The organism is Nitrobacter sp. JJSN, assembly GCF_051912485.1.
Taxonomy (GTDB): domain Bacteria; phylum Pseudomonadota; class Alphaproteobacteria; order Rhizobiales; family Xanthobacteraceae; genus Nitrobacter.
This window is the reverse complement of sequence record NZ_CP196822.1, coordinates 979,395-1,005,521: the sequence shown is the minus strand read 5'-3', so window position 1 is coordinate 1,005,521 and position 26,127 is coordinate 979,395. Positions and strand designations below refer to the sequence as shown.

Annotated in this window: 25 protein-coding genes; 10 read left to right on the top strand and 15 right to left on the bottom strand. The window is 61.3% G+C overall.

Annotated elements, in window-relative coordinates:
* Positions 1-73: 73 nt before the first annotated feature.
* A complete protein-coding gene (locus ACSZOQ_RS04935; RefSeq protein ID WP_439924914.1) occupies positions 74-652 on the top strand; it encodes a peroxidase-related enzyme in 579 nt (192 codons plus the stop codon).
* 2 nt (positions 653-654) lie between these two features.
* On the opposite strand, the gene ACSZOQ_RS04930 is transcribed toward ACSZOQ_RS04935, so the two are convergent.
* Entirely contained in the window at positions 655-1,281 is a 627-nt protein-coding gene (locus ACSZOQ_RS04930; protein WP_439924913.1) for a ParB-like protein, read from the bottom strand.
* A gap of 307 nt (positions 1,282-1,588) precedes the next feature.
* Between ACSZOQ_RS04930 and ACSZOQ_RS04925 the strand changes: the two genes are divergently transcribed.
* From ACSZOQ_RS04925 to ACSZOQ_RS04900, 6 genes are all read left to right on the top strand, one after another.
* Positions 1,589-1,849, top strand: coding sequence for a hypothetical protein (locus ACSZOQ_RS04925; protein WP_439924912.1), 261 nt, complete (start codon positions 1,589-1,591; stop codon positions 1,847-1,849).
* 234 nt (positions 1,850-2,083) lie between these two features.
* Positions 2,084-2,365, top strand: a complete 282-nt coding sequence (locus ACSZOQ_RS04920; protein ID WP_439924911.1) for an acyl carrier protein — start codon at positions 2,084-2,086, stop codon at positions 2,363-2,365.
* 10 nt (positions 2,366-2,375) lie between these two features.
* Positions 2,376-2,849 carry a 3-hydroxyacyl-ACP dehydratase FabZ family protein gene (locus tag ACSZOQ_RS04915; RefSeq protein ID WP_439924910.1) on the top strand — a complete coding sequence of 158 codons (474 nt, stop codon included), beginning with the start codon at positions 2,376-2,378 and terminating at the stop codon, positions 2,847-2,849.
* Positions 2,842-4,047 carry a beta-ketoacyl-ACP synthase gene (locus tag ACSZOQ_RS04910; protein ID WP_439924909.1) on the top strand — a complete coding sequence of 402 codons (1,206 nt, stop codon included), beginning with the start codon at positions 2,842-2,844 and terminating at the stop codon, positions 4,045-4,047. The genes ACSZOQ_RS04915 and ACSZOQ_RS04910 overlap by 8 nt, the downstream gene beginning before the upstream one ends.
* Positions 4,048-4,075: 28 nt before the next feature.
* On the top strand, positions 4,076-5,356 hold the full coding sequence (locus ACSZOQ_RS04905; RefSeq protein WP_439924908.1) for a beta-ketoacyl-ACP synthase: 1,281 nt from the start codon (positions 4,076-4,078) through the stop codon (positions 5,354-5,356).
* Between the two features lie 91 nt (positions 5,357-5,447).
* Positions 5,448-6,380 (top strand): lipid A biosynthesis lauroyl acyltransferase, encoded by a 933-nt coding sequence (locus ACSZOQ_RS04900; protein ID WP_439924907.1) that lies wholly within the window; start codon positions 5,448-5,450, stop codon positions 6,378-6,380.
* 18 nt (positions 6,381-6,398) lie between these two features.
* Here the strand turns inward: ACSZOQ_RS04900 and ACSZOQ_RS04895 are convergent, their stop codons facing one another.
* From ACSZOQ_RS04895 to ACSZOQ_RS04855, 9 genes are all read right to left on the bottom strand, one after another.
* Positions 6,399-7,514, bottom strand: a complete 1,116-nt coding sequence (locus ACSZOQ_RS04895) for a polyamine ABC transporter substrate-binding protein (RefSeq protein WP_439924906.1) — start codon at positions 7,512-7,514, stop codon at positions 6,399-6,401.
* Between the two features lie 13 nt (positions 7,515-7,527).
* Positions 7,528-8,682, bottom strand: a complete 1,155-nt coding sequence (locus ACSZOQ_RS04890) for an aminotransferase (RefSeq protein ID WP_439924905.1) — start codon at positions 8,680-8,682, stop codon at positions 7,528-7,530.
* A gap of 15 nt (positions 8,683-8,697) precedes the next feature.
* A complete protein-coding gene (locus tag ACSZOQ_RS04885) occupies positions 8,698-9,030 on the bottom strand; it encodes a rhodanese-like domain-containing protein (RefSeq protein ID WP_439924904.1) in 333 nt (110 codons plus the stop codon).
* A gap of 125 nt (positions 9,031-9,155) precedes the next feature.
* On the bottom strand, positions 9,156-11,060 hold the full coding sequence (locus ACSZOQ_RS04880) for a potassium transporter Kup (RefSeq protein WP_439924903.1): 1,905 nt from the start codon (positions 11,058-11,060) through the stop codon (positions 9,156-9,158).
* Between the two features lie 143 nt (positions 11,061-11,203).
* Complete coding sequence (locus ACSZOQ_RS04875) at positions 11,204-12,034, bottom strand: flagellar motor protein MotB (RefSeq protein WP_439924902.1); 831 nt, start codon at positions 12,032-12,034, stop codon at positions 11,204-11,206.
* Between the two features lie 24 nt (positions 12,035-12,058).
* Positions 12,059-12,832 carry a motility protein A gene (locus ACSZOQ_RS04870; protein WP_439924901.1) on the bottom strand — a complete coding sequence of 258 codons (774 nt, stop codon included), beginning with the start codon at positions 12,830-12,832 and terminating at the stop codon, positions 12,059-12,061.
* Between the two features lie 391 nt (positions 12,833-13,223).
* Entirely contained in the window at positions 13,224-14,102 is an 879-nt protein-coding gene (gene pssA, locus ACSZOQ_RS04865) for a CDP-diacylglycerol--serine O-phosphatidyltransferase (RefSeq protein WP_439925958.1), read from the bottom strand.
* 253 nt (positions 14,103-14,355) lie between these two features.
* A complete protein-coding gene (locus ACSZOQ_RS04860; protein ID WP_439924900.1) occupies positions 14,356-15,102 on the bottom strand; it encodes a phosphatidylserine decarboxylase in 747 nt (248 codons plus the stop codon).
* Between the two features lie 194 nt (positions 15,103-15,296).
* Positions 15,297-17,255, bottom strand: coding sequence for an ABCB family ABC transporter ATP-binding protein/permease (locus ACSZOQ_RS04855; protein WP_439924899.1), 1,959 nt, complete (start codon positions 17,253-17,255; stop codon positions 15,297-15,299).
* 209 nt (positions 17,256-17,464) lie between these two features.
* Here ACSZOQ_RS04855 and ACSZOQ_RS04850 point away from each other — a divergent pair, with 209 nt between their 5' ends.
* A complete protein-coding gene (locus ACSZOQ_RS04850) occupies positions 17,465-18,067 on the top strand; it encodes a TIGR00730 family Rossman fold protein (protein ID WP_439924898.1) in 603 nt (200 codons plus the stop codon).
* A gap of 16 nt (positions 18,068-18,083) precedes the next feature.
* Here the strand turns inward: ACSZOQ_RS04850 and cimA are convergent, their stop codons facing one another.
* From cimA to cysS, 3 genes are all read right to left on the bottom strand, one after another.
* Positions 18,084-19,682: a citramalate synthase gene (gene cimA, locus ACSZOQ_RS04845; RefSeq protein ID WP_439924897.1), complete on the bottom strand. Its 1,599-nt coding sequence runs from the start codon at positions 19,680-19,682 to the stop codon at positions 18,084-18,086.
* Entirely contained in the window at positions 19,679-20,179 is a 501-nt protein-coding gene (locus tag ACSZOQ_RS04840; protein WP_439924896.1) for a GNAT family N-acetyltransferase, read from the bottom strand. The genes cimA and ACSZOQ_RS04840 overlap by 4 nt, the downstream gene beginning before the upstream one ends.
* A gap of 114 nt (positions 20,180-20,293) precedes the next feature.
* Complete coding sequence (gene cysS / locus ACSZOQ_RS04835) at positions 20,294-21,727, bottom strand: cysteine--tRNA ligase (protein ID WP_439924895.1); 1,434 nt, start codon at positions 21,725-21,727, stop codon at positions 20,294-20,296.
* A 363-nt stretch (positions 21,728-22,090) separates the two neighbouring features.
* On the opposite strand from cysS, the gene ACSZOQ_RS04830 reads away from it, so the two are divergent.
* Both ACSZOQ_RS04830 and ACSZOQ_RS04825 read left to right on the top strand, forming a co-directional pair.
* Positions 22,091-22,396 (top strand): hypothetical protein, encoded by a 306-nt coding sequence (locus ACSZOQ_RS04830; RefSeq protein WP_439925956.1) that lies wholly within the window; start codon positions 22,091-22,093, stop codon positions 22,394-22,396.
* Positions 22,397-22,674: 278 nt separating this feature from the next.
* Complete coding sequence (locus tag ACSZOQ_RS04825; RefSeq protein WP_439924894.1) at positions 22,675-23,799, top strand: DUF2865 domain-containing protein; 1,125 nt, start codon at positions 22,675-22,677, stop codon at positions 23,797-23,799.
* Between the two features lie 115 nt (positions 23,800-23,914).
* Here ACSZOQ_RS04825 and ACSZOQ_RS04820 read toward each other — a convergent pair whose 3' ends face one another.
* The gene (locus ACSZOQ_RS04820; protein WP_439924893.1) at positions 23,915-25,666 is read right to left on the bottom strand and encodes an NAD+ synthase; all 1,752 of its coding nucleotides are present in this window, start codon (positions 25,664-25,666) and stop codon (positions 23,915-23,917) included.
* A gap of 107 nt (positions 25,667-25,773) precedes the next feature.
* Positions 25,774-26,127 (bottom strand): diacylglycerol kinase, encoded by a 354-nt coding sequence (locus ACSZOQ_RS04815; protein WP_439924892.1) that lies wholly within the window; start codon positions 26,125-26,127, stop codon positions 25,774-25,776.

Below are 26,127 nucleotides of genomic sequence, written 5' to 3'. Positions count from 1 at the left end.
CGGCAAGGCTTCTGCTTTCAGGCCAACCGGTCTTCCTTTATGATCCAGATGTGGATCGAACGGAACGGACCTCATGACGCCGCCGACTGCCGGACGCTTCCCGATACCCGATCTCGCCGGGCTGCCCGAAGACATTCGCGCGCGGATCCTGGCGGTACAGGAAAAGTCCGGCTTCGTTCCCAACGTTTTCCTGACGCTGGCCTACCGTCCCGACGAATTCCGCGCGTTTTTCGCCTACCATGATGCCCTCATGGAGAAAGACGGCGGACTGACGAAAGCCGAACGCGAAATGATCGTGGTCGCAACCAGCATCGCCAATCAATGCCAGTACTGCGTCGTGGCTCACGGCGCGATCCTTCGTATCCGTGCCAAGAATCCGCAAATCGCCGACCAGATCGCCGCGAATTATCGGAAGGCCGATATCACGCCACGCCAGAAAGCGATGCTCGATTTCGCGTTAAAGGTCAGTGCCGAGGCATACAAGGTCAGCGACGCGGACTTTGTGGACCTCGCCGGTCACGGTTTCACGAACGACGACATCTGGGACATCACCGCCATCGCCGCGTTTTTCGCACTGTCGAACCGGATGGCAAACGTCATCGACATGCGCCCAAACGACGAGTTTTATCTGATGGGACGGCTGCCGAAGTGACCTCAGCCGCCCGACGCTGGTCCGCACCATCCAGGCAAATAGATCGCTTCCGCGCTCTTCGCCAGCGCCAGCGCTTCCTCCATCGCCTTCGCAAAATCGGCTTCGATGACCTTGCGTGATAGTCTTCGCCGTAAATAGTCGGCCCAGAGAAATTCGCTGAAAGGAGTGGTATCCTTGGCGTAGCCGCCGGCACGGCGCAGTTCGCCGGCAAGACTCCGGAACGGATCGTCTTTCAGATCGGCGATCGATTTCGGAATGTCCCTGAAATGACGGCGCTCTCCCTTCGTGTCGTAGGGATAGACCCACCGGCGATTGTCAAGCACAACCCAGAATGCATCTCGATCAACCATCGTCAGATCAGCAATAACGGTGACGAGAATGTCTTTTACGCCCTCGTCGTGAAGCGCCCGTGCGAGGTGGTGATGATCAATAACGTAATGGCGCTGATCGGGTCCGAGCACCACCGGGATCATATGCTGGCCTAGCAGTTTCGCCTGTTTTTTCTTGGATTTGTGAGCGCGCCAGCGCTGGCGTTTTTCCTTCACCTCGCGCATCCCGACAGTCATTTGCGTCGGACGAAGCGACAGGATCGGGATTGGCTGCAGAACAGGCTCGCGGATATTCGTCATGGTCGGCGCTCCGGAAGAAGACAAAAACCGATCGGGTCCGATTATGGCATGATGTAACAGACATCAAAATCTTCGAATTGGTCGGATATGGGCGGCGATCTGACGTCGGCGCAAAGACCGAAAACCCGGCACCTCTCCACGGCATGAGGAAGTCAACTGGCTTGCAAACTTCTTACACCCGTCATGACGACTTTCTGTGTGAGGCTCGCGCGCAATGTGCTAAAATCGCCAGAACTTGCGGACCAATACCCGCGGACCGGCACCTATGGGAACACAGCGGCCCAAAACGCCAGAAGAAGAGCACGTCGTGCTCCAGTTCCGGCCGCGCCGCCCTGCAAGATCGCCCGGACAACGACCCCCGGCAAATGCAAATGCCGCCAAACCTAACTTCGCGCAGGAAGCCGGCCACCCATCCCATCGTGAAGAGCCTTCCGACCAGCCGGACGACTTCCGCCACCGGATGCTCGCAAATGCGGCTGCGTTTGCCTTCACGATTGCATTGACCGCCGTCGGGCTGTGGCTGGCCATGAGCATCGCCGATTTGCGCATACTCGGGACTGCGCCCTGAGCGGCTTCAGGATTGCATACGTCACGCAACACCCCGGCGATAGGGCTGCAAAGCTGAAAGCACCCTGATTCGGCTGAGGAATACGGCGTTGCGGAGCGCCCGGCGCCATTGAACTCGGGACAGTGCTCCGATATATGGGCAATCGACTCCGCACGATAGGCCGGCCGTTGCGGAGACGGCGCCGCCGTCGAACACCGATACGACATTTATCTTCAATGTATCAAAGGCTTAAAGATGTCCTCCACATTCGATCGGGTCGCCAACATCATCGCGGAAACCTGCGACATCCCACGCGATACGATCACACCCGAGAGCCACGCCATTGATGATTTGGGGATCGACAGTCTGGATTTCCTCGATATCGCTTTTGCAATCGACAAGGCGTTCGGGATCAAGCTGCCGCTGGAGAAGTGGACTCAGGAGGTCAACGACGGCAAGGCGACCACCGAGCAATACTTCGTCCTGAAAAATCTCAGCGCGCGCATCGACGAGTTGGTCGCCGCCAAGGGCGCGTAATCGCGCGGCCATGGATCTCGCATACTTTCATCTGATTGACCGCATTACCGACCTCAATCTCGGCGAGAAAACGATCGCGGTTGAGGCTCAGGTGCCTCAGCAGAGCACGATCTTCGAGGGTCACTTCCCCGGCTATCCGCTGATGCCGGGTGTTCTGTTGATCGAGTCGATGGCGCAGACGTCGGGCTGGTTGCTGATCGCGTTGATGAAGTTTGAGCGCATGCCGTTTCTTGCCGCGGTCAAGGAAGCCAAAATGCGAACTTTTGTGACTCCCGGCGAACTTCTGAGCATCGAGGCAAGTATCGTTCACGAAGGTTCCGGTTACGCCATGACCCAAGCCAAAGTCAGTGTCGGTGGCAAACTGCGATGCAACGCGACGATCACGTTTGGCATCGCCGCCTTCCCGAACGCGGATTTGCGCGGGCACATGGAGGCCATGGCCAGCCGCATCGGATTCCCGCAACAAATGATCGCTCATGGCTGAGACATCACCACGTTCAGCACCGATTGAAGCCTGGATCACCGGCATCGGGCTCGCTACGTCACTCGGCGAGGGCCTTGATGCGCATTGGGACGCGCTGAACCAGCGGCGTATCAACGCCGACGAGAAGAGCTTCGCGCCCCACATCGTTCATCCGCTGGCGCCCGTCAGCTTCGACGCGCAGATTCCGAAAAAAGGCGACCAGCGCCAGATGGAAGCCTGGCAGCGCATCGGGACATACGCCGCGGGACTGGCGCTCGATTCCGCCGGGGTCAAAGGCAACACGGATATACTGGCGCGGATGGACATGATCGTCGCCGCGGGTGGTGGCGAACGCGACCTTGTCGTCGACTCCGGAATTCTGAATGCTGAGGCAAAGGGCAACTCCACGCCCGGCTTTCTCAACGAACGGCTGATGAACGACCTGCGGCCGACACTCTTCCTAGCGCAGTTATCCAACCTTCTCGCCGGCAATATTGCCATCGTTCACGGCGTTACCGGCTCCTCGCGCACATTCATGGGCGAAGAGGCCGCCGGCGTCGACGCGGTGCGCATCGCGCTCGCAAGGATCGCCGCCGGTCAAAGCGACATCGCTCTGGTCGGCGCCGCCCATAATGGTGAGCGGAAGGACATGCTCCTTCTCTACGAATTCGGCGACTTCAACCTGAAAGAAAAATACGCGCCGGTCTGGGCGCGCGAACAGAGCAGCGGTTTCGCGCTCGGATCCGGCGGCGCTTTTCTGGTGATTGAATCCCGCCCCCATGCCGAGGCCCGCGGCGCGAAACCGTTTGCGCGCCTGACCAATGTCGTCGCCGACCATTCGCGGCGCAAACGTTCCGGCGACACCGCATCGACGCTGGAATCGCTGTGGTCGAAGCTGGGCAGCCGTACGAATGCCACCGCGATCATCACGGGCGCCACCGGCGCCGAGCCGGTCACGTCGGAGGAACGCGCGTTCCTCCGCGCCCATCCGGACATCCCGGTCCGCGCGACCGGAACAATGTTCGGTCACACCATGGAAGCGCAGTTTCCGCTGGGTCTCGCCGTCGCCGCGTTATCGCTGTCGCGCGGCGCGCTGTTCGCACCTGCCGATCCATCGGGCGAGGAGATTGATATGTCCAAGCCTCCGGCCCAGATTGTCGTGATCGGAGCCGGACACTGGCGCGGCGAAGGCATGGCGCTGGTTGAAGCAATCGGCTGAGCCGACTTAAGGATTCGACGGGGGAACCATGACCGCAATGCGCGACAAATCCGGCAGGCCTGTCGTCGTCGTCACGGGTATGGGTGTCGTGACGTCTCTCGGCTCCGGCAAAGCCGACAACTGGGCCAGACTTTGCGCGGGTGAATCCGGCATCAGGACTATCACGCGCTTCCCGACCGATGGCCTGAGAACCACGATGGCCGGCACGATCGATTTCGTCCCGGTCGAGCCGTTCACGTCGACCGATCTCTCGGAACAGCTCGCGAATATTGCGACCGAGGAAGCCGTCGCGCAGGCCGGAATCGGCAGCGCGGGCGATTTTCCAGGCCCACTGTTTCTCGCGGTCGCCCCGGTCGAACTCGAATGGCCGCAGCGTCACGAACTTGGCCGCCTCATCGGCTCGAATACCGAGATCGACTACGATCAAATACTGCGGGTCAGCGGCGGCGGCGCGTTCAAGCAGTATCACCGCCGCTTCCTGTTTGGTTCGGTTGCGGACCATCTCGCCGACACCTTCGGCACCAAAGGCTCGCCCATCTCGCTCTCAACGGCTTGCGCATCTGGAGCAACCGCAATTCAACTCGGCGTCGAAGCGATCCGCCGTGGCGAGGCCAACGCCGCGCTGTGTGTCGCGACTGACGGCTCAGTCAATCCCGAGGCGCTGATCCGGTTCTCGCTGCTGTCGGCGCTGTCGACCCAGAACGACCCTCCGCACACCGCGGTAAGGCCGTTTTCCAAAAACCGCGACGGCTTCGTGATGGCCGAGGGCGCGGGCGCACTGGTTCTCGAAAGCTATGAGGCCGCGGCCGCGCGCGGCGCGAAAATCCTGGGCATCGTGGCGGGATGCGGCGAACTGGCGGACTCTTTCCACCGCACGCGCTCAAGCCCCGACGGGAAGCCGATCATCGGATGCGTTCGCAACGCGCTGGCGGATGCCGGCGTAACCGCAGAGCAGATCGATTACATCAACGCGCACGGTACCGGCACACCGGAAAACGACAAGATGGAATATCTCGGAATCTCGACCGTGTTTGGCGAGCGCGCCAAGCAGATCCCGGTATCATCAAACAAATCCATGGTTGGCCACACTCTCTCGGCGGCGGGAGCTGTCGAAGCGGTGTTCTCGCTGCTGACGCTCGAGCACCAGCGCATTCCACCGACCATCAACTATGACGTGCCGGACCCGGCAATCCCGTTCGATGTCGTTCCGAACGCAGCTCGCGATGCGCGCGTCACCACGGTCATGTCGAACTCGTTCGGATTCGGCGGACAGAATGCGTCGCTGATCCTGACACGCGAACCGGTCTGACAGCGCAAGTGCGACAAATTCTTACCCGGCTCGCCAACGCGCCGACGCGTACGAGATACCGACCGGCCTTCGACGGGATTGTCGTCCTCTAATGCACCCCCTCCTCCTTCGAACCCGAGCCCGACTGCGCGACACCGTCAAACCCGTGAGCGCAGCCGCCATCGGCGCGTTGACGATCGGGCTGTTACGCGCGACGCGCTATTTCGATCCGATCAAGACGGCAAATCTGTTCGGCCGGATCACGCAGAAGATCGGACCGATGCTGCGCGAGCAGAAGATCGGGCGCGCCAACCTGACGGCCGCGTTTCCCGACAAGTCGCCGGATGAGATCGAGACAATTCTGGCGGGAGTGTGGGACAATCTCGGACGCATCGGCGCCGAGTTCGCCCATCTCGATAATATCTGGGATCTTGATCCTGACCGCCTTGGAAACGGCCGCGTCGAAATCGAGCCAAAGAGCCAGAAGCTATTTGAGCGGCTGCGCGACGACGGCAAGCCGGCGCTGATATTCGCAAGTCATCTCGGAAACTGGGAGCTCCCTGCCGTCGCCGCGGTCGCACACGGGCTCGATGCGGCGGTGCTGTATCGTCGGCCGAATATCGCATCGGCCGATCGCGCGATCGAGCAATTGCGCTCCGTCAATATGGGAACACTGATCCCGGCCGGCCGTGACGCACCTTTCAAACTGGCGCACGCGCTGCAAAGCGGCCAACACGTCGCTATGCTGGTCGACCAGTACTTGACCAACGGCGTCGACGTCACGTTCTTCGGCCGCAAGACCAAGGCCAATCCGATGCTGGCGCGTCTGCTGCGGCAGATCGAGTGCCCGATCCACGGCGTGCGGATCATCAGGTTACCCGGCCATCGCTTCCGCGCCGAACTCTCTGAGGAGATCGCGCCGGTGCGCGATGCCAGCGGACAGATCGACGTCCAGGGCACGATGCAGGTTATCACCTCGGTGATCGAGGGCTGGGTCCGCGAATATCCGGATCAATGGCTGTGGCTGCACCGCCGCTGGCGGTAGAGTCGCGCGGCGGTCCTATCACCGCCCGGTCTTCACCCGCGTCCACAGCCGGTTGATCATGCGCTGGGTCGCCGGGCTGCGCGCCGTGATGACGAACAGCCGCTTCATCGTGGCCGCGTCCGGATAGATCGTTTTGTCGTTGAAGATTTTCGGATCGATCAGCTTCTGGCTGGCCAGATTGCCGTTGGCATAGGACAGGAAATCCGAATTCTTCGCCGCCACGTCGGGCCGGTAGAGATAATTGATCAGTTCATAGGCTTCAGAGACGTTCTTCGCATCCGCCGGGATCGCGAGATTGTCGAAGAACATCTGCGCGCCTTCTTTCGGAATCGCATAACCGATCTCGACGCCGTTATGGGTCTCGGCCGCGCGGCTCTGCGCCTGCTTGATATCACCGGACCAGCCAACGACGAGGCAGATCTCGCCGGTGGCGAGGCCGTTCAGATACTCCGAGGAATGAAATTTCCTGACGAAGGGCGTAACATTGCTGACAAGGTCCGCCGCCTTTTCGAGATCGGCCGCTGCGATGGAATTCGGATCGAGACCCAGGTAGTTCAATGCCGCCGGCAAGAGATCATCGGCGGAATCGAGCATCTGGACGCCACAGTCCTTGAACTTTGCGAGCTTGTCCGGGTCGAAGATGATACTCCAACTATCGATCTTGCCGTCGGCTCCAAGAATGCGCTGCACCGCCTTGACGTTGTAGCCGATGCCGGTCGTACCCCACATGTAGTTCGCGGCGTAGCGGTTGTCGGGATCGTATACCGCGAGCTTCGCCGTCACCGCGGGCCAGGCGTTGGCAAGATTCGGCAGCTTCGATTTGTCGAGTTTCTGGAAGATGTTCGCGCCGATCTGCCGCTGAAGGAAATATGCCGTGGGCACCACCACGTCGTAGCCCGACTTGCCGGCGAGAAGCCTGGTTTCCAGTGTCTCATTGGCATCGAAGGTATCGTAGACCACCTTGATGCCGGTCTCCTTGGTGAAGGCGTCGAGCACGCCGGGCGCGACGTAGTTCGACCAGTTGTAGAAGTTGACGACCCGCTCGGCCGCATGGGCCGGCCGTGACGACGCTCCGCTAAAGCCAAACGCGAACGCGGCGGCGACCCAGAGCCATGTGTATCGATTAGCAATCATCGCTTGCACGGTCCTAAAAAGCATGCACGGCGTCGGACAAGCGCTCCAGCGCGCTGTCGAGCGTGGCATCCTTCTTGGCGAAACAGAAGCGCACGACCGAGGTGACCGCATCCTGTTCATAGAACGCGGAGACCGGGATCGCCGCGACCTTATGGTCCGTCACGATGCGCCTGCAAAACGCCTCGTCGGTTTCATTGAGCCCGAGCGGCGAAAGATCGACCGTCAGGAAATACGTCCCCTGCGATTGCAGAACGGGAAACCCGATATCTTCCAGGCCGCGGGTCAGACGATCACGGCGTCGCGCCAGATCGCGGCGCATCGCGAAAAAGAACTCATCCGGCTTGGCGAGGCCATGGGCAACCGCAACCTGAAGATTCGGGGCCGTCGTGAACGTCAGAAACTGATGCACCTTTGCGGTGACCCGCAAGAGCGGCGGCGCGGCGCAGACAAAGCCGATCTTCCAGCCCGTCAGGGAAAATATCTTCCCGGCCGAGCCGATCTTGATGGTGCGGTCGCGCATACCGGGAATGGTGATCAGCGGAATATGCTCGCGGCCGTCGAAGACGACATGCTCCCAAACCTCGTCACAGATCGCGACCGCATCGAACTCCTGGCAAAACCGCGCCAGCAGTTCCAGATCCTCGCGCGGATAAACCACCGCGGCCGGATTGAGCGGATTGTTGAAGAGCACCGCCTTGGTCTTGTGCGTGAAGGCGCCACGGAGCGCGTCTTCCGTCAGCCGCCAGTGCGGCGGCTCGAGACGAACAAGCCGCGGAACGCCGCCGGCTTGCCTGATGATCGGAAGATAGGAGTCGTAGACCGGTTGGAACACGATGACCTCGTCGCCCGGCTCGACCACCGCCAGTATGGCGCTGGTCAATGCCTCCGTGCCACCGGAAGTCACCATAACCTCGGTCACCGGATCGAGCGACAGGCCATGCCAGTGTCCATAGTGCGTGGCGACCGCCTGCCGCAACTGCGGGATTCCCATCATGGATGGATATTGATTGTAACCGTCGAGAACGGCGTCCGCCGCCGCGCGCCGGATATCCTCCGGACCCGGATCGTCGGGAAAGCCCTGCCCGAGGTTGATGGCATCGTTGTCGCGCGCGAGCTGCGACATCGTCTCGAAGATTGTGACTGGAAGGTCAGCGAAGACCTTGTTCATCGAGAGCGTCAAATCTCAGCCGCCGGTTCGGGTCGGCAACCCCACCGCTTTCCATCCTAGAATTCCGCCGTCGAGATGCTTGTCGTAAGCGAGGCCAACGGCCTGCGCCGCCAGCGAAGCAGTCACCGAGCGCTTGCCCGAGCGACAGGCAAACACCACCTGCTTGCCTTGCGGGTCAATAGCCTTGGGATCGAAGCCCGACAGGGTAGCAATGACCGCGTCCGGGAAAGCCTCCGCCGCGATCTCGTTCGGCTCACGGACGTCAACCAGCAGATAGCGTCCGTCGGCAATGCCCTTCGAGACATCTTCCGGCGTTAAGTCGTGAACGACAAAATTCAGATTCGCCAACGTGACCTCCTCGCGCTTTGCATTCGGACGCTCGCATGCCGATTTCGCCCGCTGTCCGGCCGCGCAAGGTCGCCCCTTGCGCCGATAAAATCAAGCACCGCCCAGATTCTAAAATGATGACTTGCCTAAATGATGACCTGCGTTCCCACTTCCACAACCCGCCCGGTCGGAATCTGGAAATAGTCCGTCGCATCGTTCGCCGACCGGCTCAGCGCGATGAACAGGCGATCCTGCCAGACCGGCATTCCCGAATGCGCGGACGCCTTCAGCGACCGTCGCGAGACGAAAAACGACGTCGACATGATGTCGAACTGCCAGCCGAGCTTACGCGCAATCGCCAGAGCTTTCGGGACATTCGGCGACTCCATGAAACCGAAGCGGAGGCTGACGGTCGAGAACTTCTCGCTGATATTTTCCATGCGAACCCGCTCGCCGGGATCGACACGCGGAGTTTGCGCCGTTTCGATCGTCAGGATGACGTTGTGTTCGTGAAGAACCTTGTTGTGCTTGAGGTTGTGCAGAAGCGCAGTCGGTACGAAATTGGGATCGCTGGTCAGAAACACCGCTGTGCCCTTGACGATATGCGGCGGCCGTTTTTCCAGGCTTTTGATGAGATCCAGAAGAGGCACCTCGGTGCGCCTGGTCTTTTTGACCAGGATTGCCACGCCGCGGCGCCACGTCCAAATCAGCACGACCACAGTGACGCCGAACAGAAGCGGCACCCATGCGCCATCGAGCAGCTTGAGGAGATTGGCGCTGAAAAACATCATGTCGACGACGACAAGCGGGATCACCAATGCGGCGGCCGTCGCCGCGCGCCAGTTCCACAGCTTCCAGACAACGACAAAGCCCATGATGCCGTCGGCGACCATCGTGGTGGACACGGCGATCCCGTAGGCCGAGGCTAGCCCGCTGGACGTGCGGAACAAGAGCACCAGCAGCAGCACACCGATCAGCAAGAGGATGTTGACGCGCGGCAGGTAGATCTGGCCGGCATGTGACTCCGAGGTGTAGCGGACCTCGAAACGCGGCAACAGGCCGAGTTGGACGGCCTGACGAACGAGCGAATAGGCGCCGGTAATAACGGCCTGGCTCGCAATCACCGTGGCGGCGGTTGCCAGAATGACCAGCGGCAGGATCATCGGCGCCGGCGCCAGACGGAAGAAGGTGTTATCGATGGCGTCGGGATGGGCGAGGATCAGCGCTCCCTGCCCGAAATAGTTCAGCAGCAGCGCTGGCAGGACCAGACCGAACCACGCCGCCTGAATTGGTTTGCGGCCGAAGTGGCCGAGATCGGCATACAGCGCCTCGCCGCCCGTGACCGACAGAAAGACCAGCCCCATGATGACGAGGCCGATCAGGCCATGATTGAGCAGGAAGTGAATGGCGTACCAGGGATTGACCGCCAACAGCACGCTCGGGTCCTCGTGGATGTGCAGAACGCCGAGGACTGCAATGGTCACGAACCACAGTGCCATCACCGGAGCGAACGCCGAGGCGATACGCGCCGTGCCGTGGCTCTGCACCGCGAACAGAATGACCAGAATCAGCAACGTCAGCGGGACGACGTAGGGGTCAAGCGACGGCGCCGCGAGCTTCAATCCTTCGACTGCGGACAGCACCGAGATCGCCGGCGTGATCATGGAATCGCCGATGAACATCGAGGCGCCGACCACGCCAAGCGCCAGCAGAAGCAAGCTTCGCCGCCCCAGCGCCCGCTGCCCGAGCGCCATCAGCGACAGGGTTCCGCCCTCCCCGTTGTTGTCGGCCCGCAGCAGCAGCAGAACGTATTTGGCGGTGACAACGATGAACAGCGACCACAGGATCAGCGACAGCACGCCGAGCACGATCACCGGCGTCACCGTCCCCTGCTGCGCGGCATGATTGACCGCCTCGCGGAACGCATACAGGGGCGATGTCCCGATGTCGCCAAAGACCACGCCGATGCTTCCGAGCGTTAACGCCCAAAAACCGCTCGTCTTTGCCGAAGCTTCGCCTGTGGCTTCGGCGGGGGGATCGCTGACGGCCATGGTGTCTTGCAATTGCTCTGATGGTGATTTGATCCGGGGCTATCGCCCACAAGCACAGGTCCGTCAATCCATCGAATACCATTGACAGCCTGCATTCATCCGCCCAGCCGGAAGCCGAATCCGGTAAAATGGTACTGTAACGGTCAGGGCTTCAAATTCGGAGGCAGCGGAGGCGCCTCGCGCATCAGGGTGATGGTCACACGCCGGTTCGCCGCCAGCGAAGGATCGTCCGGAAACAGAGGCATGCTGTCCGATTTGCCCGATACCGCGAAGATATGGCTCGCCGGCAACCCCTCTCGCTCGAGAATCTGGCGAACAGCGTTGGCGCGATCCGCGGACAGATCGAAGCCATCATAATCGCTGCGCGTCGGCATGAAATTCGAGGCGGTATGGCCGGTGATCGAAATCCGCAAAGGTGTCGCCTTGAGCGGAGCCGCGAGCTTCCTGATCAGCGCGCGCGTCCGCTCGTAAGGCTCCTTGGATCCGTCCGCAAACATCGACCGGCCATCCTGGTCGACGATCTCCAGGTTGAGGCCTTCCTTGGTTTCCTCGAACATGATGTGCTTGGAGAGCTCGGTCAGTTCCGGCATGTCCTGCAGTGCCTGCCGCAGCGATGCAGAAGCAAGCGCGAACTCGCGATCCGTCTTGAGACGCGCGCCCGCGGTCTGGGAGCGTTCCTGCTCGTTGGGAGTCGGGGTGGTGGAGGTTTCCTCCGGCGGGACGTGCGCGGCGTTCTTCAGTTTCGGCCGCGTCGGCAGCCCATCCGATTCGATGATGCCGGAATATCGCACCTCGGTCTGAACGCCGAAGGCATCACGCATCGAGCCCGCGACGATCTTGAGCTTGGTGTTGTCCATGGTGGAAAAGGCGACGAGCATCACGAAGAAGCTCATCATCAGGCCCATCAGATCGGCGAACGTGACGAACCAGCCGTGGCCTCCGCCATGCGCATCGCCGCGTTTTTTCTTGGCCATCGCTGGTTCCCCGACTCGCCGAGATCACGCTGGAACCGGCTCGCCTTCCTCTTGGCGGTGCTTCTCCGGCAGATAGGCGAGCAGCATTTCGCGCACCAGCGCGGGACTCTTGGAATCACGGATCATCAGGATGCCGTCGATGATCAACGTACGATTGGTTTCCTCGTCCAGCAGCTTGCCGTGCAGCTTGTCTGCGATCGGAAGGCAGAACAGATTGGCGACGAGCGCGCCGTAGAGCGTCGCAAGCAGCGCTGTCGCCATGAACGGGCCGAGTTTGGATGGATCGGTCATGTTGGCGAACATCTGCACCATTCCGATCAGGGTGCCGATCATGCCAAATGCCGGAGCGCAATCGCCGATAGCGCGGTAGATCTTGCTTCCTTCATCGAGGTGCATGAGAAAATTGTCGCGATCGCGCTCGAGGTTATCGCGGATGAATTCGAGATCATAGCCGTCCGCGACGAAACGAATTCCCTTGGCGAGAAACGGCTCGTTTGTCTCGACTTTCTCGAGACCCACCGGCCCTTGCTTGCGGGCGATCTCGGCGATCCGCGCCAGTTCGTCGACAAGGTCGCGCGCCGACAGCCGGCTCATGGTGAAGGCAAACTTGGCGCCGAGTGGCAAGCCGTGCAGAATCGCGCCGAGCGGGAAACGAATCATCGTGGCGGCGGTCGCACCACCAAAGATGATGATCATGGCGTGTTCGCTGACGAACATGTGGAGATCGCCGCCCATAAAGACCATCACGGCGACTACGATCATGCCGAAAGCAAGTCCGGCACCCGTCATGATATCCATGGAGAACTCCAACGCAGGCGAACCACCGGCTATCCTGGACGGCGGCGCGGCCCGTTCTGAGCCACGCGTCACAACCCTAACTTTGGCGCCATTAAGGACCCGTTACCGGAGAAGTAATTGTTGCCAATACATTAATTGCCGAACCAGAGCGGCTGTCGGTAAGACGGAATCAATCCAGGCTGCGCGGCGTCATGCGCAGATACGACCGTTCGAGCAACGGCGTCGCTCCGGCTCGCCGGTGACTCACGCATCGATCCTTTCTCGAGGACAATGGATTACGGGCATAGGCAAGCGGAACGCGGTTCTTCGAACGGCTATGTCCGGCAATGACGGATCATCGAAGTAGTTCGCACAGGTGCGCAAACTCCGGACCACTGTACGTACGCAAGGCTCAATGCGGGCGGGGAGACCGGTTGTCCTGCTTCCGCGGCCGGATCGGAACGCTTGGCGACTTGGCCTCGGTGGATGGCGGAATTGGCGACGCCGCGTCGGCGGATGACGGGGCATCCGGAAACGCCTCCTGCACCGCCGCCTTGACCTCCTGGTCGCGATAGGATTTCCAACCGATCGGAAGGCACGCCAGGAAAATAATCGAACCGAAAGAGAGGACAACCCACGGATAACTGATCAAGAGTGCGATGACGAACACCACCGCCACGAAGACCGGCAGCACCAGCTCCGGCGGCACGCGCATGCCGACCATCTTGCCGGAGAAGACCGGCAGCCGTGAAACCATGAGGACCGCGATCAGCAACGTATAAAGCGCTGTCAGCACTGCGGGCGGTTGCGGGATACCCAGGAACGCCAGATAGACCGGCAGCAGCACCGCGATCGCACCCGCTGGCGCCGGCACGCCGGTAAAGAAATTCGCGGCAAAGGCCGGCTTGTTCGGGTCGTTCATCGTTGCGTTGAAGCGCGCGAGTCGCAGGCCGCCACTGATCGCGAATATCATCGCCGCGATCCAGCCCACATTGTTGAGGTCGTGCAACTGCCAGAAATAGAGGATGAGACCAGGCGCGACACCGAAATTGACGAAGTCAGCGAGGCTGTCGAGTTCAGCGCCAAACTTCGACTGACCCTTGATCATTCGGGCCACCCGCCCGTCCAGCCCGTCGAGCACAGCCGCGAACACGATCGCGGCCACCGCAAGCTCCATCCGTCCCTCGGTCGAAAGCCGGATTGCCGTCAGCCCCGCGCAAATCGCCAGCAGCGTGATGAAATTGGGTACAAGCATTCGCACCGGGATTGGGCGAAACCGGCGGCGACGCATCTCAGGCGATTTCAGGTCGTATGGCGTTTTCACCCCTCCTATATAGCAAGGCCCGGCCGGGGCCGCACCCCCGGCTAGTGTGGGTTGGGTTCAGAAGTTCGCTTCTTCCGGGCGAGTCCATCAAGCGAACTTCTGAACCCAAACCACACTAGAATCATAAGGTCCCTAGTGTCCCATTGATTCCGAAGTTCGCATCAAAGGTTGCTGCAAGGGCTTGCGAACTTCGGAATCAGGACACTAGCCGCCTGAACGGTTAGTTGCTGCGAAAGGTCCGTCCGCTCTCACCAAGCTGGAAGTCGGCCAACACCGTTTCGCCTGCGATCGCGGTCTGCCCCTCGGACACCAATAGTTTCGTTCCCTCCGGCAGGAAGACGTCAAGCCGCGAACCGAATCGGATCAGCCCGAAACGTTCGCCGGTTTCGACCGTCTGCCCCTCGTGCACGAACGTAACGATACGACGCGCGACCAGTCCGGCGATCTGAACCACTCCGACCAAGCCGTTGTTCGGCGTCAATATGACCAGCGCGTTGCGCTCGTTGTCCTCACTTGCCTTGTCGAGCTCTGCATTGATGAATTTGCCGGGACGATAGACGATCCGTTCGATCCGCCCCGCGACCGGGCTGCGATTGACGTGACAATTGAACACGCTCATGAAGATCGAAATACGCACCATCGGCAGCTCGCCGAGTTCGAGTTCGGCGGGCGGCACCACCGGCGCGATCATCGAGATGCGGCCGTCCGCCGGCGAGACGACAAGGCCTTCGCGAACCGGCGTCACACGGGCCGGATTGCGGAAAAACAGTGCGCACCAGATCGTCAACAGCGTTCCGATCCAGCCCAGCGGGGCCCAGATCCAGAACAGGATAAGGCTGGCGAGCGCGAAGCCGCCGACGAAGGGATACCCCTTCGGATGAATTGGCGAAATTTGCGCGCGGACGGATTTGGCGCCCGAGCGGATGGATTTGGCGATGGATAGGAGAGTCTGTCGATCTATGGGCATGAGCACCTGATGTTCTGCGAATGAACCTGAAGTGAAGGTAAGCCTTATGGAAACGTGAGTTTCGACCCTCGAGCAGCATCCGTTTTATTCAGAGCCTCATTATTCCGAAACCGCACCACAGAGAACCCCGATCTGCAAAGCCACACCGCGGTGATATCCGATGCTTGATTCGGAAGGGCCGTCTTGGATCCATTCTACTCTGCCGCGGCGGCTGGCGCTACCAGCGGATCATCCACAGGCGGAGGGGCCCGGTTGGGCGCGTCGTCGGAATCGCCAATCAGCGCCAGTTTCTCCCGCGCCTCCTGCGCTTCCCGCTGCCTGTTCCACATACTGGCGTAGAGACCGTCGGCTGCCAAAAGCTCGGCATGGGTCCCCCGCTCGGCGATTCGGCCTTGATCGAGCACGATAATCTCGTCTGCGCCCACGATGGTCGACAGCCGGTGCGCGATCACCAGCGAGGTCCGGTTGCGCGAGACCCGTTCGAGAGCCTCCTGAATTTCATGCTCGGTGTGGCTGTCGAGCGCCGACGTCGCCTCGTCCAGCACGAGGATCGGGGGCGCCTTCAGCACCGTGCGCGCTATCGCCACACGCTGTTTCTCGCCGCCGGACAATTTCAATCCGCGCTCGCCCACCTCCGTCTCGTAGCCCTTCGGCGACATCTTGATGAAGCCATCGATCTGCGCCGTCCGGGCGGCGGTCTCGACCTCTTCGTCGCTCGCGTTCCAGCGGCCATAGCGGATGTTGTAGCGGATGGTGTCGTTGAACAGCACGGTGTCCTGCGGCACCATCCCGATCGCCGCACGCAGCGATATCTGCGTAACATCGCGGATATCCTGACCGTCGATCAGGATGCGGCCGCCCGACACATCATAAAGGCGAAACAAAAGGCGCGAGATCGTCGATTTACCCGCGCCCGAAGGCCCGACGATGGCAACCGTCTTTCCGGCCGGCACATCGAACGTCAAGCCCTTGAGGATCGGACGATCCGGATCGTAGGAAAACCGCACATCCTCGAATTGTACCGAACCGTGCCCGACATGCAGCGGCTGGGCGCCGGCGCGATCCTTGACCTCGGGATTACGCGTTAATACGCCGAACATTTGCTCGATATCGATGATCGCCTGCTTGATCTCGCGATAGACCATGCCCATCAGATTGAGCGGTTGGTAGAGCTGGATCATCATGGCGTTCACCATGACGAAATCCCCCACCGTATGAGTGCCGTTGCGCACGCCGATCGCGCACATGATCATAATTGCCGTCAGCCCGGTGGTGTAGATAACTGCCTGGCCCGCGTTAAGTACCGCCAGAGACGTATAGGTCTGCACGCTCGCGGTTTCGAAGCGCTCCATCGACCGGTCGTAGCGCTTCGCTTCACGAAGCTCAGCACCGAAATACTTTACCGTCTCATAGTTCAGCAGCGAGTCGATCGCCTTGGTGTTGGCGTCTGAATCGGAATCGTTCATCCGCCGGCGGATTTCAATCCGCCACTTCGTCGCCTGATAAGTGAAGACCATGTAGACGACCACGGTCGCCAGCGTGACCAGCACGTAGCGCCAGTCGAATTGCCATAACAGCACTGCTGCGAGCAGACCCACCTCGACTGCGGTGGGGACCAGCTGAAGAATAACAAGCCGGACCATCCCCTCGATGCCGTTGCGCCCTCGTTCGAGCACGCGCGTCAACCCGCCGGTCTTGCGCTCGAGATGAAAGCGCAGCGACAACTCGTGCATATGGACGAACGTCTGGTATGCCAGCCGGCGGACGGCGTGCATCGCAACCTTGGCAAAGATACCGTCGCGCCACTGGGTGAGCAGCGCCATCAGCACGCGAACAAAGCCGTAGGCCAGCGTCATTGCGAGCGGCGACAGGATCAGCCACATCGTCCAGTTGTCGGGCTGCACGGGCGCGCTGCCCGCGCCGTTCAGCGCGTCGATCGCCCACTTGAAGGTGAACGGAACGACCAGGGTGGCGACCTTTGCCGCCAGCAACAGCAGCATCGCCCAGACGACGCGCATCTTCAGGTCGGCGCGCTCGCCGGGCCACATATAGGGCCACAAATGCAGGAGCGCCCTGCCGAGCGTCGCGTTCCGGGTCGGATCATCGGAAGGTGTTGCCGGCGCGCTCGCCGGATGCGCAGCGGCGCTACGCATGGATCGCGCCTGAAGAAACCAGCGGCGGCCGCCGCCGCACATATCGTCTGATCGGGGTCATATATCGACTGTCATATAGAGCGTTTGGATGCCGCGTACACCCTACCCGGCAATTCTTTTCGCTGCGGAGCCGGCCCCGCAGGCCCTTGACCCGGTGCCGGCAATAGCCGAGCCTTGACGCTGTAATTAGTCGGGGCCACTCTATTCCTATGAACACCATCAAAACGGTCTGCGTCTATTGCGGCTCAGGCCCCGGTACAAATCCCCAATTCGTCGAAGCCGCCGTCGCTTTTGGTAGAGCGCTTGCCCGGAACAACGTGGGGCTGGTTTATGGCGGCGGTTCGGTCGGCCTGATGGGCGCCGTCGCGACCTCGGTCCTCGATCACGGCGGCACCGTCACCGGCATCATTCCGGATTTCCTGACCGCGCGCGAGCACGCGCTGTCCCGGGTGCAGGAGATGATCGTCACCCGCGATATGCACGAGCGCAAGCGCCTGATGTTCGAGCGGTCGGACGCGTTCGTCGCTCTGCCCGGCGGCGTCGGAACGCTGGAGGAACTGGTCGAGCAGCTCACCTGGCAGCAACTCGGGCGGCACAGCAAGCCGATCATGCTGGCGAATGTCGCCGGCTTCTGGGAGCCGCTGCTCGCGCTGCTCGCTCACATGCGGGCCACCGCCTTCATCCGGCCAACGCTCGCAGTCAACATCCTGCAGGCCGATCGCGTGGAGGACATCCTGCCGCAACTTCGCACCGCCGCGGGCGCCACGCTGGACTCGAAACATATGCCGGCCGACGTCGCCGACCGGCTGTAACCACAGCGGATCTCTCTCACACCGTCGCGCCGGCCTTCACCAACTTGTAAAATATTGAATCCATCAGGGCCTGGAACGACGCATCGATGATATTGGGCGACACGCCGATCGTGGTCCAGCGCTCGCCCTCCTCATCCTCGCTCTCGATCAGCACGCGCGTCACGGCTTCCGTGCCTCCGTTGAGGATACGCACGCGATAGTCGATCAGCTTTAGCCCCTCGATGTATTTCTGGTACTTGCCGAGGTCCTTGCGCAGGGCGACATCGAGTGCGTTGACAGGGCCGTTGCCTTCACCGGCCGAAATCAGGGTTTTGCCGGCGACCTTGACCTTCACGACCGCCATCGCAACGGTGATGCGCTGGCCGTGGGAATTGTAGCGCTGCTCGACATTGACGTCGAACTGCTCGACATCGAAATACTCCGGCACGCGGCCGAGCGTACGCCGCGCCAAGAGATCGAACGACGCATTGGCGGATTCATACGCATAGCCTGCAGCCTCGCGCTCCTTCATCTCCTCGATCAGCCGGCCGAGCTTCGGATCATTCTTGTCGAATGCAATGTTCGCCCGCTCGAGCTCGGCGAACACGTTGGCGCGGCCGGCCTGATCCGACACCAGCACCTTGCGACGATTGCCAACCGATTCCGGCGCAACGTGCTCATAGGTCGCGGGGTCCTTGAGGATCGCCGAGGCGTGAATGCCGGTCTTGGTGACGAACGCGCTTTCACCGACGTATGGCGCGTGTCGGTTCGGCGCGCGGTTGAGCATGTTGTCTAGCGTGCGCGATGCCTGCGTCAGGGTCGCAAGGCGATTCCCAGACACGCCGATCTCGAAGACATCGGAAAATTCCTGCTTCAGCCTTAGCGTCGGGATCAGCGAGCAGAGATTGGCATTGCCGCAGCGTTCGCCGAGACCGTTCAGAGTGCCCTGGATTTGCCGCGCCCCTGCGCGCACCGCCGCGAGCGAATTGGCAACCGCCTGCTCGGTGTCGTTATGGGCGTGGATGCCGAGATGGTCGCCGGGGATATGTCTCGCGACCTCGCGAACCGTCGCCTCGATCTCGTTCGGCATGACGCCGCCATTGGTGTCGCACAGCACAACCCAGCGCGCGCCGGAGTCGTAAGCCACCCTGGCGCAGGCGAGAGCGAACGCCGGATCCTCCTTGTAACCGTCGAAAAAATGTTCGCAGTCCACCATGACCTCGCGGTCAGCTGCCACGGCGGCCTTTACGCTGTCGCGAATCGACGCGAGGTTTTCGTCGTTCGTGGTCTCGAGCGCGACCCTGACCTGATAGGCAGAGGATTTCGCCACAAAACAGATCGCATCCGCCTTGGCCTCGATCAGCGCGGCGAGACCCGGATCGTTGGAGGCGGACCGGCCCGGCCGCCGCGTCATGCCAAAGGCGGTAAACCGTGCATGGCGAAGCGCGGGCTTTTGCAAGAACAGCTCGGTATCGGTCGGATTTGCGCCGGGATAGCCGCCCTCGATATAGTCGATGCCGAGATCATCCAGCATCTTCGTAATCACCTGCTTGTCCTGCAACGTGAAGTCGACGCCGTTGGTCTGGGCCCCGTCGCGCAGCGTGGTGTCGAACAGATAGAGGCGTTCGCGGCTCATGCCGCACCTCCCGCGACCAGCGTCTTCTTCATCGTGGTATTGGCCAGCCACTCATCACCAATCGTCACCGAGTTGCGTTGCATCGCGACGTAGCCGCGCTTGGCGAAAAACCGCTCTGCCGTATCGCTGGCCTCGACGGTCAGCGCTGCGGCGCCGCGCGCGCCGGCAAGCTTCTCGAGTGCATCGCACAACGCAGTCGCAACCCCATGCCTCGCCGCACCCGGATGCACATAGAGCATGTCGATGTGATCGGCTCCCTTCAGCGACGCAAAACCGACGGGCGAGCCCTGCAGCGTCGCCACCAGCGTCAGTTCGTTCGCGAGCCGCGCGCCGAATTTGCCCTCGTCATCAGCAGCGCCAGCCCACGCGATCTGCTGCGCCTGGCTGTAGTCGTCGCCGGTCAGTTCCTCGATGCTGGCGACAAAGATCGCTGCCAGCACGGGCACGTCGGCTGGCAGCATCGGCCGCAGCGCAGGTTTGGGAAGCGCCTGTCCCATCGCGTCAAAACACTCCGAACAGACGGACGACCAACACCACCGCCGCGATGATCACCGCCCATTTGATGAAGATGTAATAGCGCCAGTGTTTCGGAAACGGCGTGTCGGGCTTCGTCATCGCGCGATCTCCCATGTCGTCACCGGCTTGCCGTCGGCGTCCTTGCCGTCCTTCAGCACCACGCCCATGGCGGCGAGTTCGTCACGGATGCGATCGGATTCTTTGAAGTCTTTTCGCTTTCTTGCCTCAAGGCGCGCAGCCACCAATTCATCGACGTTCGAACCTGCTTGCTGCTCCTGCGATCGCAGCCAACGCGCGTATGAAAATACATCGATACCAATAGACAATAGCGCCTGATCAAAATCATCGTCGTAGTTGAGTTCACCAACCCTCGAGACCATCAGCGGAGTATTCAGATCGTCAACGAGCGCCTCTAATATTTCCGGTGAGAGGTTCAATTGAACCGATCGTTCTTTCACCGCCATTCCGCGACGCGCATAGTCAAACTGTTTTATTCTACCGCAGATGCGACGAAGGATGGTTTCGCTTTCTTCCAAAGCCTTGGTCGTCCAATCGATCGGCTGGCGATAGTGGGTGCGTAACATATTTAGCCGCAGTACCTCGCCCGGCCATTTCCGCCCGCCAAACTTCTCCGTGGTCAAAAGCTCATTGATCGTCACGAAATTGCCGAGGCTCTTCGACATCTTCTCGCCTTCGACCTGCAGGAAGCCGTTGTGCATCCAGGTGTTCGCCATCGTGTGCGTACCGTGGGCGCAGCGCGATTGTGCGATCTCGTTCTCGTGGTGCGGAAAGATCAGGTCGAGACCGCCGCCGTGGATGTCGAAGACGTCGCCAAGATAGGCCGCGCTCATGGCTGAGCATTCGATGTGCCAACCCGGCCGTCCCCTGCCCCACGGGCTGTCCCAGCCCGGCTCGTTCTCCGACGAAAGTTTCCAGAGCACGAAGTCGGCCGGATTCTTCTTGTGCGCGTCCACCGCGACCCGCGCGCCGGCCTTCTGCTCATCCAACCTGCGGCCCGACAGCGCGCCGTAGTCCGGCATCGACTGTACATCGAACAGCACTTCGCCGCCGGCCTCATAGGCATGACCCCGCGCGATGAGCTGCTTGATCAGCGTCACCATGTCGGCTTTGCCGTCGGCGCGCGGAGCCACGAATTCCGTGGCACGCGGCTGATGGGTCGGCGGCAGGCAACCAAGCGCCGCGACATCGGCCTGAAACTGCTCGGCGGTCTTTTCCGTGACCTTGCGGATGGCCTCGTTCAGCGGCAGTCCCGGAAAGTCCCGCGCCGCGCGGTCGTTGATCTTGTCGTCGACGTCGGTGATGTTGCGGACATAGGTGACATGATCGGCGCCGTGGAGATGCCGTAGCAACCGGAACAGCACGTCGAACACTATGACCGGCCGTGCATTGCCGATATGGGCAAAGTCATAGACCGTCGGACCACAGACATACATCCGCACATTCGACCGATCGATCGGCGTGAAAACACGCTTCTCCTTGGTCAGGGTATCGTAAAGGCGCAGTTCCATGGAATCCCGTTCCGGTAGGTGCTAACGGCCCGACAATTGTGTTTCCTGGCGGTGTACTCCCATTCGCAAATCCCCGTGGCACATGCATGCGAATGCGAGAGCCAGGACACTGCTGGCCGGGCGTCCAGTGCTCTCTTGTGAGAAAAGACGGCCTCAGCCAGCGAATCGCTAGCTCATAATCTCGCGGCAAATGCCGCAAATGGCGAGGAAACCGTTCATCCAGATACCATGAAACAGCCGGGGGTGCGGCGTCAAGGCTATGCCCCACAAACGCCTCATTTCGCCGTGAAATCGCCCCGGCCCGTCGTCGTGGCTCGCAACGGCGACGTTCTTCATTTTCTCCATTTTAGTTTCCGGTACACGATGCGAATTATCCCCGCAATTCTGGCAGGCGCGACTCTCTTTGCGGGAGCCGCCGCATGGGCCGACAGTCGCGTTTTCATCATTGCCAACCAGGCAGACGGGTACGGCATCGACCAGTGCCTCGCCCAAAGCGAGAGGTGCGGTGCCCACGCCGCGCATTCCTATTGCCGGTCACGCGATTTTGCGCAGGCCACCGCCTACAGACACGTCAAGCCCGATGAGATGACGGATTCGATTCCGGGGTCCACAGGATCCTGTAAACACAGCGGCTGCAACGAATACGTCGCGATTACCTGTCAACGCTGACGATCCGTAGCGAGAATGCCGGTATCGTGCTGAGCCCGCCACACTCGCGCCCCGGAAACGACGTGACGCTGCCGCGAGAAGCGGATATGACAGGGCCAAGCTGTCAAACGGCCGTCACAGTAACGCATCCGGCCCGCACCATCAGCGTCTCGCGACGCAATCAGGCTCGCCCGGTTGCGTCAAAAGTCACCGCGACGGGTGCGTCTGCGTTCGGAAGACAACCCCTCTTCGCAGAGCCAGTTTGCAGAATCGTCCCGGGATCGCTCTGATGGCGGATCATGCCTGACCTCTTGTTTGCCCGCCGCACGATACGGATTTTGGCTTGCGCCGTTGCCCTCGGCACCGCGGTCCCTGCCGCTGATGCCCTGGCGCAGGGCGCTCCGCCTTCAGGCGTCAATCCGATTTGCCCACGACTCGAGGCGCAACTCGCAAGCATCGAGCGCGGGGGCGGCAACGCGGCGATGGCCGATCAGATCCGGCGCTATGAGGAGGCCGCAGGCAGGCAACAGGCCGAGCTAGAACGCGTAACCGCGCAAGCAAGGCGCACCGGCTGCGACAGTTCGGGGTTCTTCCAGCTGTTCAACGGCCAGTCGGCGCAGTGCGGGCCGGTCACCCACCAGATCCAGCGGATGCGGACCAATCTCGAGCAGATCACCACCAGCCTGGAGCGGCTGCGTACGGGAGGCAGCGCGGGCAACCCGGACCGCGACAATCAGCGCCGCTCGGTGCTAGTGGCGCTGGCGCAGAACAATTGCGGCCCGCAATACGCCGCGGCCGTGCGGAACACGGGCAATTTTTTCGATAACCTGTTCGGCAATTCTCCCGAGCATATCGATAATTCGGAGCTCCCGCCGGCCGATTCAGGCGTGCAGTCCGGAACCTATCGAACCGTCTGCGCACGGTCATGCGACGGCTTTTATTTCCCGATCTCGTTTGCCACCGTGCCGAGCCGTTTTTCCGACGACGAACGCACCTGCAAGAGCCTTTGTCCGGCGGCGGACGCCACTCTCTATGCTTATCGCAATCCCGGCGAGGACATGAACCAGGCCGTCTCGATCAACGGACAGCATTATTCTTCATCGCCCAACGCATTCCGATACCGGCAGGAGTTCAATCCATCGTGCTCGTGCAAGGCGGCGGGCCAGACCTGGGCGGACGCGCTGAAGGGACTCGACGACAAAGCCACGGCGGCGCAGCAGGGTGACATCATCGTCACCGAAGACGGCGCCAGGAAGATGTCCCAACCGGCCAACAGCAAAGGTTCGAAAAAGAAGGACGCAGCCGCAGCGACGGCCACAGCGCCCGAGACCACCTCCGCCGGTGCAGCGCCGACCGGCTCCACACCCCCGTCATCGAACAAGCCGATCCGCTCGGTCGGACCAACGTTTATACCCGCGCGATAGAGCATGATCCCGAAAAGTGGGAACCGGTTTTCGGATCAGATCATGCTCAAGCAAGGGATAAAGCCAGAGTCTGGTTCAACGCAGTTGGAATCGCACTCTGGCGTCCTTTACAACGTCACCCCTCAAAAGCTTCCGCAGAGCTCCGGCTGGCTCGGGAGACGAGGTCTTCATTCGGCTTCGGCAACGGTTTGCCGGGATCGCGAAACCGGTTGGTGATCGGATAGCGGCGGTCGCGGCCGAAATTCCTGGGCGTAACCTTGACGCCCGGCGCCGCCTGCCGGCGCTTGTATTCGGCGGTGTTCAGCAAGCGATCGATCCGCGTGACCACGTCGCGGTCGAAGCCCTCGGCGACGATCGACGCCAGCGGTTCCTCCCGCTCGACCAGCCGCTCGAGGATTGCGTCGAGCTGATCGTAGGGCGGCAGCGAATCCTGATCCAGCTGGTTTTCGCGCAGCTCCGCTGTCGGCGGCCGGGCGATGGTGCTGCCCGGAATCACCTCGCCCGATGGGCCAAGCGCGCCGTCCGGCTTCCATGCGTTGCGCAGGCCGGCCAGCCGGAACACCTCGGTCTTGTAGATATCCTTGATCGGATTGAAGCCGCCGTTCATGTCGCCGTACAGTGTCGCGTAGCCCACTGACATTTCCGACTTGTTGCCGGTGGTCACCACCATCGCGCCGGTCTTGTTGGAGATCGCCATCAAGAGCGTGCCACGGGCGCGCGCCTGCAGGTTCTCTTCGGTGATGTCGCGCGGAAGCCCTGCGAAAGTGCCCGAGAGGATCTCCTCGAAACCGTTCACCGCTGGCGCGATAGGCAGCACCTCATAGCGAATGTCGAGCGCCTTTGCGAGCTTCGCCGCGTCGTCGAGCGAGACCTGCTCGGTAAAGCGGAACGGCAGCATGACGCCGCGCACGCGCTCCGCTCCGAGGGCGTCGACGGCGATGGCCGCGCACAGAGCGGAGTCGATACCGCCGGACACGCCGAGCAGCACGCCGGGAAATCCGTTCTTCTGGACGTAGTCGCGCAAGCCCAGCACGCATGCGGCATAATCCGCCTTGTCGTCGTCGATCTGAGGCGCGACCGGTCCTGTGCACCGCCACCCCGCCGCGGACTTGGTCCATTGCAGCGTGACCACACTTTCCTCGAAGGCCGGGAGCTGCGCGGCAAGCGAGCGATCGGCGTTCAGCACGAAAGACGCGCCGTCGAACACCAGTTCGTCCTGACCGCCGACCTGATTGAGATAGACCAGCGGCAAATCGCTCTCGGTCACGCGCGCAACCGAGATCGAGAGCCTGATGTCGTTCTTGCCCTTTGCATAGGGCGATCCGTTGGGAACGACGAGAATTTCCGCGCCGGTTTCCGCCAGACACTCAACGACGTTCTCGTACTCGGCGGATTCTTCGACCCAGGTGTCCTCGCAAATCGGCACGCCAATCCGCACACCTCGAATTTTCAAGGGTCCCCCGACCGGTCCCCTCGCAAACACGCGCTTTTCGTCGAATACGCCGTAATTCGGCAGATTAACCTTGAAGCGAAGCGCCGCAACCCGCCCGCCATCCAGCAATGCATACGCATTATAGAGTTTGCCCTCATCCACCCATGGAGTGCCGATCAGCACGGCCGGACCACCGTCGGTGGTCTCGCGCGCAAGATCCTCGACCGCCTCGCGGCACGCCGCCTGGAACGCAGGCTTCAGGACCAGATCCTCGGGGGGATAGCCGGCGATGAACAGTTCCGGAAGCGCCACCAGCGCGGCGCCATCGGCCTTGGCCTGCGCGCGTGCGGCGCGAGCCTTCGCAGCATTGCCGGCAATGTCTCCAACCGTGGGATTCAGCTGGCCGAGCGTGATTTTGAAGGTGGTTTCGGTCATGGACGTACGTTGCCCGCAGGCCTCGCCTTTCTGCAATTGTCACGCTTATAGCGGTTTCGCGCGAAGTGGACACCGGTTCGGGGCAAGAAAACACATCCGATCGAAGCCTAAAGGAGGCCCATGCGTTCGGCGATGGCACTGCTCCAGACCAGACCGATAATGAGCAGCATCATGCCGACCGCAGCCGAGCCCATATCCTTGACTCGCCCGATCTGCGGATCGTGATCGGTCGTCAATCGGTCCGCCAGTTTTTCGATCGCGGTATTCAAAAGCTCAACCACCAGAAGCAGCAGGACCACCGCAACGAGTTCGACACGGCGGGCCGCCGTCGCTCCGACAAGCCACGCCAGCGGCAGCGTCAGCAATAGCGCGAACAATTCCTGCCGGATGGCCTGCTCGGAACGGGTGGCAAAGATCAATCCGTTCCAGCTATTGATGGTGGCGCGCAATAAGCGCAACAC